The following is a 14,219-nucleotide window of genomic DNA, read 5'->3' on the forward strand; positions in this document are numbered from 1 at the left end:
CCTGGCGGCGCCAGCCGCAGGCGGCGGCGCGCCCGGGGCCGCTCGGCCGGCGGCGAGCAGCGCGGAGGAACGACCCTCCCTGCCGCGCTCGACGCGAAGAAGCTCGCTCGACGTGAAGAAGAAGGCGGACGGGCGCGCCGCGACGGTTGCCGCACGGCGACTCGTGCCCTAAAGGGAAGCGGCGACAACGGACGAACTCGACTCCCCGAGCCGCGTTGCGCGCGCTAGTGTCCCGGCCCAGATGCTGTTCTCCCCCGCCACCCGCGCTCAGGCGATGACGTCGTTTTCCGGCCTGGCTATCCCGCCTACAGGGGTCTCTGGAGATGTCGCGCGGGCGCGCGGCGCGAGCGCCGGTCACGGCGGCGAGGTGCGCGCGTGACCATGAGCGCCGAGCAGGCCACGGAGCGGGCCCCGGTCCCTTACATCCGCCAGGCCGAGCCTTCTGGAGGCGACGATTGCGCGCTTCCCACGAGCGCGCGCCCGCTGCTCCAGGTAGCGGCCGATCTCGTGAGCCTCACCAAGCCGCGCATCACGAGGATGGTGGCCGCCACGATGCTCGGCGGCATGTGGGTGGCGAGCCGCTACCTCGGCGTCGGGCTGGGCGGACAGGCGGTCGACGGCGCGGCCGTGCCTGTGACCCAGCTCGCGCTGGCGCTGCTCGGGACGGTCCTCGTCGTGTCGGGCGCCAATGTGCTCAACATGTACATCGAGCGCGACACCGATCGGCTGATGGATCGGACGCGGAGCCGCCCCTTGCCGGCGCGGCGGCTCGCGCCGGAGGTGGCGCTCTGGTTCGGGATCGCGCTCTCGGCCACGTCGCTTCTGCTGCTGTTCCTCGGGGTGAACGCCGTCACGGGCGCGCTCGCCGCGCTGGCGCTGCTCAGCTACGTGCTCGTCTACACCCCGCTCAAGCGCAGGACGACGCTCTCGCTGCCGATCGGGGCGATCCCCGGCGCCATCCCGCCGCTGCTCGGGTGGACGAGCGTCACCGGGCAGATCGATGCGCCCGGCTTCATGCTCTTCGCGGTCATGTTTCTCTGGCAGATCCCGCATTTCCTGGCGATCGCGCTCTTCCGTCAGGACGAGTACCGGCGCGCAGGGCTCAAGGTGCTGCCCCTGGAGAAGGGAGATCGCACAACGCGGCTCCACATCGTCGGCTATCTCGCGCTGCTCGTGCTGGCCTCGGTGCTCCTCTTCCCGCTCGGCGTGGCGGGCCCCGTCTACCTCGGCGCCGCGGTCCTGCTCGGCGGTGCCTTCTTCGGGCTCGGCGTCAGCGGCCTCCGGCCGGGCACCGGCGCCCCCTGGGCACGACGGGTCTTCTTCGCCTCGATGGTGTATCTGGTGCTCCTCTTCGCCGCGCTGATGATCGGCGCCTGAGCGGCGCCCCGCCGCCTTGACGCGCCAGGGAGCGGCCCTTAAGCGTCCTCGGATGGTTTCAATGGAGCCGACGCGCCCGGCGAACGGCGCTCCTCCGACCGCGGAACCGACCGACGAGCTGCTTCCGGAAGGCCGCGGCCCCGCGCCGGGGCCTCGGCGCGGGGCGCTCATCGGCAGGCCGCTCTTCTGGATCGCGCTCGTCGCGCTGGTCGGGCTCGTCGTGCCCTTCCTCGTCGGCCGCGCGGTCCGCGGCCACGCCGCGGAGCCGCCCGCGATCCGCATCCCCCTGCCGGCCTTCGAGCTGACGGATCAGCGGGGCCAGCGGTTCGGCCTGGAGCAGCTCCGGGGCCGGGTGTGGATCGCCGACTTCATCTTCACGACCTGCCCGACCGTCTGTCCCAAGCTCACGCAGCGCATGAAGGAAATCGACCAGCGAGGGCGCGATCTCGGTGACGCGCTGCACCTCGTGACGTTCACCGTCGACCCGGAGAACGACACGCCGGAGGTGCTCGCGGCCTACGCGGCGTCGCAGGAGCTCCCGCTCGAGCGCTGGACGTTCCTGACAGGCCCTCTCGATCAGATAGAGTCGACGATCCTCAAGGGCTTCAAGATCGCGATGGGAAAGACGGAGTCGAGCCCTGGCATCTTCAGCATCTTCCATGGCGAGCGCCTGGTGCTGGTCGACCAGGAGGGCGTGATCCGCGGCTATTACGAGGCGAACGACGAGGGGATCCCCGCGATCCTGCGCGACGCCGGCGCCCTCGTGAAGCAGCGGTGACGCGCTCGGGCTCGCCTCACGCCTCGATCGCGAGCCGCTTGATCATCTTCTGCAGGCCGAACCTCGACAGTCCGAGCAGCTTGGCCGCCTGCGTCTGGTTGCCGCGCGTGCGCTCCAGCGCGTCGCGCACGAGCTCCGTCTCCAGCGCGTCGATCCTCCCGCGGACGTTGAGGCCGAGCTCGCGCGGCGCCGCGCCGCCGCCCTGCGCGATCTCGGGCGACAGGTGCTCCCGATCGATGGTCCCATCGCAGAGCACGATCGCCCGCCGGATCTCGTTCTCCAGCTGGCGCACGTTGCCGGGCCACCCGTGGGTCGAGAGCCGATCCATCGCCCCGCGCGTGACCCGGACCGGTCCGCGGCCGTGCTTGGAGACGAGGTGCTGGACGATGAGCGGCACGTCGGTGGCGCGCTCGCGCAGCGGCGGCACCCGGATCGTGATGATGTTCAGCCGGTAGAAGAGATCCTCGCGGAAGGCGCGGGCGCGGACGAGCGCCTCCAGATCGCGGTGGGTCGCGGCGATGACGCGCACGTCGACCTTGCGCGTGCGCTCCGAGCCGAGCGGCCGCACGAGGCCGTCCTCGAGGACGCGCAGCAGCTTCGTCTGCATGGCGAAGCTCATCTCGCCGATCTCGTCGAGGAACAGCGTCCCCCGGTCCGCCACCTCGAAGAGCCCGGCGCGCGGCCGATCCGCGCCCGTGAACGCGCCGCGCACGTGCCCGAAGAGCGCCGACTCGAGCAGCCCCTCGGGGATCGCGCCGCAGTTCTCGCTCACGAACGGGTGCGCCGCGCGCGGGCCGTTGTGGTGGATGGCCCGCGCCACGAGCTCCTTGCCGCTGCCGGACTCGCCGCAGACGAGCACCGGCACCTCGGACGCGGTCACGCGGTCGACGAGGCGCAGCATCGCGTGCACGGGCTCGCTCTCGCCGATGATGGCGTCGTACCGGTAGCGCGTGTCCCGGCCCCCACGCGCCCTGGCGAGCTCGATCGCCGCCGCGTCGAGCTCCGCCTCGCGGCGCGCGAGCTCCTCGGCGAGCCGCGACGACGCGCGCTCCGCGCGGCGAGCGGCGCGGCGCAGCTGCACCTGCGCGCGCGCGTCGGCGATCGCCAGCGCCGCGACCGACGCGATGGTGCGCGCCCACCGGAGCTCCTGCGCCCCGAACGCGCCGCGGCGCACGCGATCGTCGAGGTAGACGACGCCGAGCGCCTCGCCGCGCGCGATGAGCGGCACGGCCAGCACGCTCCGGAGCTTCAGCGCGTGCACGCTGCGGTGCACGCTCGGCAGCTCCCCCGCGGCGTCGACGGCGACCACCGGCTCGCGCGCCTCCAGGGCGCGGCGCGCGAGCGTCTCGGACAGCGCGAGCTGCTCCGCGCCGAGGCGGGAGCGCGCCAGATTGCGCGCGGCCCGCGGGACGAGGCGCCCGTTCGGGGCGCGCAGGAGCAGGAGCCCCCGCTCGACCCCCGTCCACAGCACGAGCGCGTCGACGACCCGATCGAGCAGCGGCGTGAGCCGCTCGCGTTCGCCGAGCGCGCCGACGAGCGCCTCCAGATCGCGCGCCTGCTCGGGGCCGAGGCCGCTCTCCGGCAGCGCCCGCGCGCGGGCGACCCACGGCAGCGACCGGACCGCGCCGGAGAGCCCCGGCGAGGCGGAGGAGGCGCCTGCCGAGCCCGCGTCCGCGTTGCGCCTGCAGAGCTCGCGCGCGGCCTCGGAGAGCGCCGCGAACACCCGGTGCGCGACGTCCGTCTGCCCGGTCTGGACCGCGAGCGCGTGCGCCGCGGCGAGCGCCGGGCCGCGCGACGCGATCGGCGCGCGGGCGCCCGAGAGCGAGGCGAGCGCGGCGAGGACGCGGTCGCTGCGGCCGCCGTGGGTCGCCGAGCGCGCCGCGCCGCCCTGTCCGTAGTCCTCGGCGGGCGCGTCGCCGACGTCGTCCGTGGCGCGCGCCGCGCGCGCCCCCCACCAGTCGAGCCGCGAAGCTGCGGCGAGATCCGGGCCGCTCGCGAGCTCGTCGAGCTCCTCGACGCGGGCGCCATCGAGCTCGCCCGCGCCGTGGCGCAGGCGCCGCGCGGCCGCCCGGAGCGCGTCGTCCGCCGAGCCGCCGGCGAGGAGCGCCGCGGCGCGCTCCGCCGCCGCGCGCGCGTCGAGCCGCGAGCCCGCCTCCGCGCTCGCAACGCCGTCCCCGCGCGTGGCGGCCACGTCCGCGATCGCCCAGAGCGCGTAGGCCTCCGCCTTCGTGTCGCCCGCGTCGCGGGCCCGGGCGATGGCGTCTTCGGCCATCTGGCGGGTCTCGTGCGCGAGGCCCGCGGTGGCGTAGGCGGCCGCGCACGCGAGCAGCGCGCGCGCCCCCTGGGCTGGCCGGCCGAGGTGCTCCCAGAGCAGCGCCGCGCGGGTCGATGTCGCGATCGCGCCGTCGAGATCGCCGAGATCCACCGCCGCCGCCGCCTCGCCGGTCCGGTAGGTCGCCTCCTCGACCACGGCCCCGGCGCGGACGGCGTAGTCGACCGCGGCGCTGAACGACGCGTGCGCGCGCTCCGGATCGCTCGCGTGCCACGCATAGCCGCGCACCGCGGCCATCCGCGCGAGCTCCTCGACGGAGCCCGCGAGCGCCTCGCCGCGCGCCACCTCGGACAGCGCCCGCGCGGCGTCGCCGCGCAGCACCGCGATCAGCGCGCGCACCTCGCAGAGGGGCGCGGTGACCGCCTCCCCGGCGAGCGCCTCGGCCGCGCCCAGCGTCCCCGCGTCGATCGCGATGCGCGCGAGCACCGCGGCCGCGCGCCCGTCCGGGTCTGCGCCGGCGTCGATGGCGGCGCGGGCGCGTTCCTCGGCGAGGACGAGATCCCCGGCGCGCCGCAGGACCTCCGCGGCGAGCGCCGCGGCCTCCGTCGCGTCCCGCACGGACGCGCGCAGCATCAGGCTCCGCGCGCGGCCGAGATCGCCGTGCAGCCGGAGCGCGTTCGCCGCGGCGACGACCAGGCTGGCGGGCGCGTCGTCGCGCTGCTCGATCGCCTCGATCGCGAGCGGATCCGGCGGCACGCGCGCGATCGCGAGCGCCAGCTCCGCCGCCTCGGCCGCGCCCATGGCCTGCGCCGCGGCGGCGCCCTCGCTGGCGGCGCCGCGGTCGCGCGTCGCCGCGGTCGCCCGCCGTCGCGCGCCGCCCCCCTGCGCGGCCGCCTCGACGTCCGCGAACGTCCAGGCCCGCGGCGGGATCTGCCGCGCCAGGGCGACGAGCGCGTCCGCCAGCGCGCGCTCCGGCGCCGCCGCGAGGGTCGTCATCGGCCACGCCGCGGCGCTCGTCCCCACGAGCGCGGTGAGCCACCGCGCGACGCGGTCCGGGCCGAGCCGCCCCAGCCACGCCGCCTCGCCCTGCCGCGAGCCCGCGCGCGCCGCGCCGTCGCCCGCGCCGGGCTCCGCGCCGGAGAGCGCGCGCGCCCGCTGGACCACCGCGAACGCGTCCGCGAGCCAGGAGGCCACGTCGTCGCGCACCCCGGTCGCCGTCTCGAGCTCGTGTCGCCGCAGGCGCAGGTAGGCGGCGCGCACGCGGCGCGCGTCGCGGTCTTGCCGATCGCGCGCCGCGCCCGGCGCCCCGGGATCGTCGTCCGCGCGCCGCGCCGCTCTCCCGGCGCTCGGATCGCGCGCCGGCTGCGCGCCGGCGAGCGCGGCGCGGGCCGACTCGGTGACCCACGCCGAGGACGGCCGCGCGGCGGGGCAGGGCGACAGGAGGGCCCTGCAGATCGCGTCGAGCGTGGGCCCGGCCGCGCTCCCCGCGGCCACCGCGGCGCGCGCCGCCCCGATGGGATCGTCCGCGGCCTCCACGCCGGGGAGCGCGATCTCGGCGAGCAGCGTCCCCAGCGCGAGCAGGTCCCTCGCCCGCGCGTCCCCGAGCTCCGCGTCGCGGCGCGCGAGGTACCTGAGCGTCGCCCCTTCCACGGCGGTCTCGTGGATCGAGCAGGCGAGCCCCAGGTCGATCATCCCGATCCGCCCCTCCGGCGTCAGGATCAGGTTCTCCGGCTTGAGATCCCCGTGGGCCAGGCCGATGCCGTGCAGGTCGCCGAGCGCCTCGCCCGCGTCGCGCGCGACGGCGAGCGCCAGCGCCGCGCGCTCGCCCGGAGGCAGCTCGCGTACGGCCTCGGCGACGGCGCGCCCCTCGATCCAGCGCATCGCCACGAACGCGCGCCGCTCCTCGCCGGGGGCGCCCTCGACGCGCGCGACGCCGTCGCGCGCCGACAGCCACCCGACATCGACGAGCTCCGGCAGGCGCGGCGAGAGCGCGAGCGCCGCGTGCAACGCCTCGCGGGCGAGCGCCCGCAGCGCGGCCGCGCGCTCCTCCCCGGACGCGCCGCGGTCGCGTCGCTCGATCTTGAGCGCCACAACGCCGCCGCGCTCCTGATCGACGGCCCTCCAGACCTCGGCCGACCCGCCCGACCCCGCGACATCCAGCAGCCGGAAGCGCTCTGCCAACCGAGGTGTCACGGTCGACGGCTCGCTCATTCCAGGAATGCTCCCGGGCTGCGAGCCACCTGTCAACCGGGTTACGGTCCTGGCGGACCGCCGCCGGCTGCGTCGGGCGTGTCGCCCGCGCCCTCGTCGGGCGGCATGTCGTCACCGCAGCTCGGCGCGCCGCCGTCCGGCAGATCGACGTCGACGGCCGACGCGTTGCTGCACGTGTCTTCCCGACCCTTGCCGTAGTGGTCTGCCACGAAGCGCGCGAGCGACGGCTTGTCGAGGCACGTCGCGGTGTACGTGGCGCCCCAGGCCGCGGCGGCGATGGGGGTGTCCAGCGCGCTGTCGGGCGTCATCACGAGGCGCGCCTCGGGCCCTCCGGGCAGCGTGAGGCATCTCGGATCCGAGGCGGCCTCGGTCCGCACCTCGTCGAGCATCGCCTCCACCTCCGCGCAGCCCGACGGCGGGCACCGGTAGGCGAGGACGATCGCGCCGTGCTCGAGGTTGTGCACGTAGAGCTCCCGCGGGACCTCGGCCTCGTAGCGCTTGTACTCGGCCCAGAGGGCCCAGTGATCTCCGCCGCTCGGCGGGTTTGTCTCGTACTGGACGGGCGTGCACACCGGCAGGTGCTGCGCGGAGGTCACGCGGATCCCCGTCTGGACGACGACCTTGCACTCGGCCTCGCCCGGGAGGGGCGGGGCGTCCGGGAAGCGCGAGACGATCTCGGGCTGCGGCGGCGCGGCGTCCGTCTCGTCGATCGGGGGCGCGCTCTGACCACACCCGCTCAGGAGAGCGGAGAGCGCGGCGGCCGCCATGGCGGCCACACACATCTGCGCGAAACCGCAGCGTTTCATGGTTGAAGCCTACCATGTCCGATGCGCGACGTGCGTTGCCCCGGAACGCCGGCTCTGGTGTACTTGGGTCCTCCCGCGTGGCGAAGCAAGAGAACGATCACCGGCAGACGCTCGTCACCTGCACGTCCATCGCCCCGCCGGCGCTTCCGGTGGAGCCTGGCACCGCGTGCCTGGTCGTGATCTACGGCACGGAGCTCGGGCGCCGCATCGCGCTCGGCACCGGGGCGATCGAGTGCGGGCGTGCGATACAGACCGAGATCCCGCTCGACGACGAGGCGGTCAGCCGCCGCCACGCGCGCATCTCCTGGAACGGGATGGGCTACGTCGTCCGCGATCTCGGCTCGACCAACGGCACCTACGTGAACGACGTCTCGGTCGACGAGCGCGTCCTCAAGGACGGCGATCAGGTCAAGATCGGCCGGACGATCTTCAAGTTCATCCAGGGGGGGAACGTCGAGCTCTCGTACCACGAAGAGATCTACCGCCTGATGACCTTCGACGGGCTCACGCAGGTCCACAACAAGCGCTCCTTCGAGGTCGCGCTCGAGCGGGAGGTGTCGCGCGCGTGCCGTTACCATCGCCACCTCGCGCTCATCATGTTCGACATCGATCACTTCAAGAGCATCAACGACACCCGGGGGCACCTCACGGGCGACGCCGTGCTCCGCCAGATGGCCGCGCTCGCCGCCGCGAACGTCCGCCGCGACGACGTCCTCGCGCGCGTCGGCGGCGAGGAGTTCGCGCTGCTCGTCCCGGAGCTTGCCGTGGACGGCGCGCGCGTCGTCGCCGAGAAGCTGCGCGCGCTCGTGGAGCGCACGCCGTTCCGCTTCGAGGACGGCGAGATCGCCGTCACCGCGAGCTTCGGGGTCGCCGGCATCACGCCGGACGCGCCCGTCTCGCCCATGGAGCTCTACCGCCGCGCCGACGAGCGGCTCTACCATGCGAAGAAGGGCGGGCGGAATCGGGTGATGTGACGGCGCGCGGGCGCGGTCAGGGCGGGGGAGGGACGGAGCAATCGCGCGGCTCGGCGCCGTCGAGGATCCACGCGGACAGGATATCCATCCCGTCCACGTACATCGTGACGTTCGGGTCGTTTGCCGTCTGGGGGTGGAACCAGAACAAGGGGCCTGGCTGCGGGGGCGGCATGGGCATCCCCATCACGAAGGCGGCGCGCAGCCGCTCCGTCTCCTCCCGGAGTTTCTCGGCCTGGTCGGCGGGCAAGGCGGGGTCGAGCGCGCTCTGCCCGACGATCATCTTGTAGAGGAGGTAGCTGTTCCCCGGGTTTCCCGGGTCGATGAGCGGCATGGCCCTGCCGAAGCGCTGCGGGGCCGTCTCCGCCACGTGCGCGCGCTCGCCCATCTGGGTCTGGTGCGCGGCGTGCCCGATCGCGGTCTCGTAGAGCGGGTCGGGCTTCGTGTACTTCAAAATCGCCTTCCCTGGGATCAGTTCCAGCGGTTCCAGCTTCGCCACGCTCAGGTTCAGCCCAGCGGCGGCGTTCCCGTCGCTGTGGCATTGCACGCAGGAGTAGAGGAGGCTCGCTGCGCCCTTCACGCAGGCGTGGCACGCCGGATCGAGCGGGTCGTTCTCCGGAGTGGCCGGATCGTCCTGGCAATCTGGCGTGCGCCCGATGCACTCGAGGTCTCGCTGGCAGTAGAAGTCGCCGCTCGGCTGGCGCTCCGGCATCGCCTGGGGCGGGTTGGTCGCCGCGACGGTGAACTCGACGCGCACGTTAGCGGCCAGGGGCGCGCCGTCGAACGCGCGGATGCCCGCCGGAGCCGCCTCATCCACGGGCCCGAGGACCGTGAGAGCATACCGGGTCCCCGGGAGGAGGCCCGACATGCCTTCGACCTGACGGAAGATGACCTCGCGCTGGACCGGGTTGTACGTCGGCGCCAGCGCGATCGGGTTCACGCAGTCCGCGAACGTCCGGACCTGCGTGGCCAGATCGCCCGAGACGCACAGCGACCCGGGCCCCACAACGCCGCTCACCGAGCCGGGCAGCAGGAAGCGATCGAACTTCAGCACGAAGCTCGCGGTCGACAGCACTTGGGTGGCGCCGCTCGGATCGAGCGGGGTGCGGACGGGCTGGTAGTTCTGGTCGAGGCCGGTCGTGGCCCGCGCCTCGATCAGGTGGACAGGGGGGGCGTCGATCGGCTGGTAGGAGGCTTCCCCCACGTCGCAGCCGGCCGTCGCGAGGGCCACGTGGAGGAAGAAGGGGAGGGAAGCGATGCGCGCCGCGCGGGCCGGCCTGCTCAGCTTTCGGCGTAGAGCGAGAGCTGCTCGCGGACGACCTTCTCGTTCACCCCGCTCTGGATGTGTTCCTTGAGACAGTCGGCCAGCGTGATCAGCATGTCGTCGACCCCTTTCTCCTCGATGAGCTTCGACAAAAGTTGGCGTGCCTCCCGTCCGTCGTCTTCGCGGAGGAAGCCCCGCACTGTCTCCAGCGTGATTTCCCCCTGGAAATCGAGATAGAGGTTGTCGATCAGGTACTTGATCAGCTCCTTCACGCCCGTTCTCCTTGGCGTTCGCGGCGATCGTTAGGGAAGCCGCGCGCACCTCGCTATACCCGTCGCCGGAAGGCCAGGGCAAGGAATATACTGACCGATTTTGACTTTTCATTGGCAACGCTGGAGGAACCTGTCGCTCGACTGATGGCACACCAGGCACGGGCGCGGGTTCCGAGAGAACGCGGTCTTGCACTTGCTCTCGAACCCGAGCGGATGCGGGTTCAGCCCTTGCCCGCCCGAGATCCCGCGGGTCGCGTGGCAGGTCGCGCAGTCCCGCTCCGTGTGGCAGGAAACGCACGCATTCAGGTTTCGCTCTGCTTCCCAGGCGTGGTGCTTCGCGCTGCGCGGCGCGGTTGTCCACTCCGCCGGCGGGGGATGGAAGCGGCGCCCTGAGGGCCGCGTGGCGCTCGGCGCGTCGCGCGCCACGCCCGTCCGGCGGTGGCAGTCCGCACAGAACGTTTGCTCCTGATGGCAGCTCACGCAGCGCGGATTGTCCTGCCGGGCCGCCTGCGGGTGCATCGAGAGGAAGTCGTTCGGGTGGACGTTGCGCGGACGGATCTTCCCGTCATGGCAGTCGGTGCAGTAGTTCGTGCTGTGGCATGTCCCGCAGAAGGCGCTGTCGTTCGCGGCGACCTGCTTGTGCCGCTCGAGCCAGTCGGGGGTGTGTCCCGCGTTGTGCAGCCACTGGGGCGGCAGCAGATCGCCCGTGGCGAACTCGGTCATGAGCCGCCCGTCGGGGCGCGTCAGGTGGCAGACGTCGCAGTCGCTCTTCGCGTCGCCCTGGGCTGCGCCGCTCATGTTGTGGCACGAGAAGCAGCCTGCCATGCGCGGCAGCTGCTCGCGGGTGGCGAGCTCGAGTCGATCGACCCGGCCGTGGCACTGGCTGCACTTGATGTTCCGGCTCACGTGCTTCTCGTGCGGGAACCGGAGGTTCGCGTGCGGCAGCACGAGCGGCGCCACCTTTCCGCCGCTGCCCGCGTCGTCGCCGATGTGGCAGTAGACGCACTGTCCGTTCTCGTTCGTCCCCGCCTTCACCTGGGTGAGGTCGGAGTGATCGACGTCGTGGCAGTTGTCGCAGGTCTGCGCCGGACTCGGCAGCAGCCGGTCGGTCACTGCGCCGCTCGTGTAGGCCCCTGCGTGGCACGACTTGCACGTCTGCTTGAGCCCCTTGACGTGCTTCTTGTGGTTGAAGCGGATCGTCAGCGTCTGCGGGGGATAGATCTCGTCGCTCGGGGTCGGGGTCGCGCTCGTTCCGGGCGGCATCCAGGCCAGCGGCACCTCCGCGTCGTCGGGCATCGGGTAGAGGCCCGACCTGTACCCGCTCGGCGGCGGATGCGCGCCCTTCTCTCCTTCGGCGTCCTCCTCGGCGTCCTCGGCCGCATCCGCGCTGTCGTCGTCGGCCGTCGCCGGCGGCTTCGGCTGGGCGGCGGCCTCGGGACCCACGATCGCGAGCGCCAGCGCGCCCAGGCACGCGATGATGGCGACCCACCCCGGGACGAGCCTCGGGTCATCCCGCCGGGCGCCGCGCCGGCCATCCTGTCTTGCGTCCATGCGATCCTCGCTCACGGCGCCACCCGCAGGTTCACGAGGCCGACGACGCGGAAGCGCTGGCCCACCAGCCGGTTCATGTCGTGCTCCCACTCGAGCTTGAAGTCTGCGAACTCACCCGGCCGGTACCCGGCCCCAAGGACGTACCCGAACGACGTCGCGTCCCGGTCCGGCCTGAGCGGATCCGCCCAGTTGTACAGCGACACCCGCGCTCCGAGCGCGTAGCGCTGCCCGCTCAGCCGCCTCTCCCCCGACAGATCGGCCCCTGTCCGGCGCCCGCGCTCTCCCGTCTGCAGCATCCCGCGGAGCTCGACCGACGTCGTGCGCGTGCGGTAGCGGCCCGCGAGGTTGGCGAGCACGTCGGTCGTGATCGTCGTGGCGCGGTTCTTCTCATCACGCGCGTAGTCCTCGAGGTCGCTGTCGGTCGACGGATCGAGCGTCGTCGTCCCGACGCAATCCGGCCCGAGCTGCGCTTCCCGGCACTGGCCGGCGCCGAACTCCTCCGGGTTCCCCTCGGCGATCCACATCCGCGTGCCGCCCCAGGCGGCGACATCGACCTCGCGGGTGATGTCGACCGCCGCCCGTCCGGTGATCGTGGTGATGGGATCGTGGGTGAACCAGTTCCAGATCGAGTCGGCGTCGAACGTGGGAACGAAGTAGTCGACGTCCGCGCCCAGCGTGACGCGGCTCCCCGCGTAGACCTCCAGGCCGCCGAAGAACGAGCCGACGAGCTGGTTGTAGAGGTCGTAGGTCACCCCGCCCTTGAGCCCGCCGACCGCCGGCACGTTGACGTCGGCCGCGTACCCGAGCCGGTCCTGCGAGATGCGCGCCCCGTCGGTCGTCTGGACGTTCCCGTCGCGATCCGGGAACTGCTGGGTGATCGAGGGCCCCGTGTTGTAGACGCGCCGGTAGGTCAGCCGGCCGTGGACGAAGCTCGGACCGGCGCTCTCCAGCGCGACGCCGAACGCCGGGGCGATCTGGGCCTCCTGGTACGACGGGTAGTCGGCCGCGCTCCCGGGCAGCGTCCGGTCGTCGCCGAAGCCCCGATGGTTGCCGCGCCAGATCCCCTGCTGCTCGAAGCGCGATGTGGAGAGCGGCAGGCCGCCGCGCTGCTCGAGCCCGCCGTACGCCTCGATCTGGACGTAGTAGGGCGTCGTCACGCGGAGGAGCGCGCCATCGAACGACCACCATCCGAGCACGTCGCTCACGTACTGGCGGCCGACGCGGAAGCCGAGCCATCCGCTGGCGACGTTCCGACCTTCGACGTACGCGTACATCAGATCGAGCGGCGCCTCGCGCAGCCCCGGGATGTAGCGTGAGCCGCCGGCGATGCTGTAGTCGGTCTCGCCGCGCTGCTGCGCGCCTTCGAGGTGGCCGTTCACCCCGAAGTCCGCGTCCAGCCGGAGCCGCACGGTCGCCGAGTAGTCCGCCTCGCCTGGGACAAAGTCGCCCTGGAGGTTGTAGACGGCGAGCCCCAGCGTCTGCAGGAGACGCCGTCGCTCGATGTTCGTGGCTCCCCAGGGGCTCGCGACCTCGTAGGCCTGAACGCCGGTGCTCGACTCGACCTGGAAGTCGGCTGCAGCTGCCCCGCGCGGGGCGAGCGCGAAGGGCAGCAGGCCGGCAGCGGCCAGCGCGCGCGACAGCGAGGCGCGTCGCGCTCTCCGTCTGCGCGTTCCAAGACACGCCCCGGCAAAGCAGGGGCATGGCTCACGACGTCGTGACGGGAGCTCCGCCATCGACGAGCGGTGCTCAGTCACGGAATCTACGCTCGCTTTCCGCTGGTGCGGGCCGGTCTACGCGGCCCGTGCTCTCAGCTGCCGCCGAGGCCTGAACAAGCATGGCGCGGAGTTTCGTCCACGCGCGGCAACGCTGTCAACCCGATCGCAGGGCGAACAGCCTTGTCGCAAAAGCACGCCCGGTCAGCTGTATCCAGCGCCCTTCCGGAGCTTGCCGTCCGAGCCCACGCTGAAGCCGTTCGAGTCCTGGAGCGCCTGGTTCGCGCTGCTCCGCAGCTCTGCCGGCACCGTCCAGCCGCGGGTCAGCAGCCCCTCGGCCACCTTGTTCTTCACCCGGACCGACTCCTCGGCCGCGAGCATCTTCACCAGCGCAGGCACGCTCGCCTCGTCGCCCTGGGAAAAGATGGTCTGCACGGCGTGGAACCGGACCGTCTCGTTGACGTCGTCGAGGAACCGCTCCACCGCGACCCGCACGTCGTCGTCCTTGAGCTCGCCCAGCGCGACGATGATCTGCTGCTTCGGCTCGACGTTGCGCGCATACTCCGTGTCGCACCGATCGAGCAGCCGGACGAGCTCGACGCGATAGTCCGCGTCATCGAGCAGCGCCCGCAGGATCTTGAGCGGCCAGGTGAGGGTCTCGGCCTTGAGGCAGAACTCGGCAACGGCCGGCACCGCGTCCTTGCCGGCCTCGACGATGCCCCGGAACGCCAGATCCTTCTCTTCCTGATCCGTGATCGAGGGGTCGATCGAGAACGTGAAGCGCCTGAGGAGCGCCGCCGCTGCGTCGGCGCTCTTCATCGCTGCGAGCGTCTGGATGGCGTCGAGGCGGTCGTAGGCCTGAGCGCGCTTGTCCGCGACGACCTTGGCCGGACCGGCCACCTTCTTGTTGTCGGAGGGGGTGCCGCCGGCCGGCGGAGTGCTTTTGCGGAGAAAATCGAAAATACCCAACGCTGACCTCTGGTGGCTGTCCCGCCGCCGCGGTCC

The 14,219-nt window shown here is 72.9% G+C and carries 10 protein-coding genes; 3 read left to right on the forward strand and 7 right to left on the reverse strand.

Going from position 1 to position 14,219, the window contains the following annotated elements; genetic code table 11:
* The first annotated feature begins 381 nt into the window (after positions 1-381).
* Positions 382-1,377 (forward strand): heme o synthase, encoded by a 996-nt coding sequence (cyoE, locus tag WMF28_RS14105; protein ID WP_437604256.1) that lies wholly within the window; start codon positions 382-384, stop codon positions 1,375-1,377.
* Positions 1,378-1,438: 61 nt separating this feature from the next.
* Positions 1,439-2,155, forward strand: coding sequence for an SCO family protein (locus tag WMF28_RS14110; RefSeq protein ID WP_437602727.1), 717 nt, complete (start codon positions 1,439-1,441; stop codon positions 2,153-2,155).
* Between the two features lie 16 nt (positions 2,156-2,171).
* Here WMF28_RS14110 and WMF28_RS14115 read toward each other — a convergent pair whose 3' ends face one another.
* Together WMF28_RS14115 and WMF28_RS14120 are read right to left on the reverse strand one after the other, a co-directional pair.
* On the reverse strand, positions 2,172-6,620 hold the full coding sequence (locus WMF28_RS14115; protein WP_437602729.1) for a sigma 54-interacting transcriptional regulator: 4,449 nt from the start codon (positions 6,618-6,620) through the stop codon (positions 2,172-2,174).
* Positions 6,621-6,679: 59 nt separating this feature from the next.
* A complete protein-coding gene (locus tag WMF28_RS14120; RefSeq protein ID WP_437602730.1) occupies positions 6,680-7,444 on the reverse strand; it encodes a DUF3105 domain-containing protein in 765 nt (254 codons plus the stop codon).
* Positions 7,445-7,521: 77 nt separating this feature from the next.
* Between WMF28_RS14120 and WMF28_RS14125 the strand changes: the two genes are divergently transcribed.
* Positions 7,522-8,418: a diguanylate cyclase gene (locus WMF28_RS14125; RefSeq protein WP_437602732.1), complete on the forward strand. Its 897-nt coding sequence runs from the start codon at positions 7,522-7,524 to the stop codon at positions 8,416-8,418.
* A gap of 16 nt (positions 8,419-8,434) precedes the next feature.
* Here WMF28_RS14125 and WMF28_RS14130 read toward each other — a convergent pair whose 3' ends face one another.
* The 5 genes from WMF28_RS14130 to WMF28_RS14150 all read right to left on the reverse strand — a co-directional run bounded on the left by WMF28_RS14130 (position 8,435) and on the right by WMF28_RS14150 (position 14,183).
* Positions 8,435-9,646 carry an Ig-like domain-containing protein gene (locus WMF28_RS14130; RefSeq protein ID WP_437602734.1) on the reverse strand — a complete coding sequence of 404 codons (1,212 nt, stop codon included), beginning with the start codon at positions 9,644-9,646 and terminating at the stop codon, positions 8,435-8,437.
* A gap of 50 nt (positions 9,647-9,696) precedes the next feature.
* Positions 9,697-9,951 (reverse strand): hypothetical protein, encoded by a 255-nt coding sequence (locus tag WMF28_RS14135; RefSeq protein WP_020735484.1) that lies wholly within the window; start codon positions 9,949-9,951, stop codon positions 9,697-9,699.
* Positions 9,952-10,059: 108 nt separating this feature from the next.
* Positions 10,060-11,502 (reverse strand): cytochrome c3 family protein, encoded by a 1,443-nt coding sequence (locus WMF28_RS14140; RefSeq protein ID WP_437602736.1) that lies wholly within the window; start codon positions 11,500-11,502, stop codon positions 10,060-10,062.
* Positions 11,503-11,513: 11 nt separating this feature from the next.
* A complete protein-coding gene (locus WMF28_RS14145; RefSeq protein WP_437602737.1) occupies positions 11,514-13,256 on the reverse strand; it encodes a hypothetical protein in 1,743 nt (580 codons plus the stop codon).
* A gap of 162 nt (positions 13,257-13,418) precedes the next feature.
* On the reverse strand, positions 13,419-14,183 hold the full coding sequence (locus WMF28_RS14150; protein ID WP_437602739.1) for a HEAT repeat domain-containing protein: 765 nt from the start codon (positions 14,181-14,183) through the stop codon (positions 13,419-13,421).
* Positions 14,184-14,219 lie beyond the last annotated feature (36 nt).

Source organism: Sorangium sp. So ce590, from assembly GCF_051521365.1.
GTDB lineage: Bacteria > Myxococcota_A > Polyangia > Polyangiales > Polyangiaceae > Sorangium.

Excerpts from the sequence above, each read along its gene's own strand:
- cyoE (WP_437604256.1), top strand. The coding sequence starts at position 382 with ATGAGCGCCGAGCAGGCCACGGAGCGGGCCCCGGTCCCTTACATCCGC.
- WMF28_RS14110 (WP_437602727.1), top strand. The coding sequence starts at position 1,439 with ATGGAGCCGACGCGCCCGGCGAACGGCGCTCCTCCGACCGCGGAACCG.
- WMF28_RS14120 (WP_437602730.1), bottom strand. The coding sequence starts at position 7,444 with ATGAAACGCTGCGGTTTCGCGCAGATGTGTGTGGCCGCCATGGCGGCC.
- WMF28_RS14140 (WP_437602736.1), bottom strand. The coding sequence starts at position 11,502 with ATGGACGCAAGACAGGATGGCCGGCGCGGCGCCCGGCGGGATGACCCG.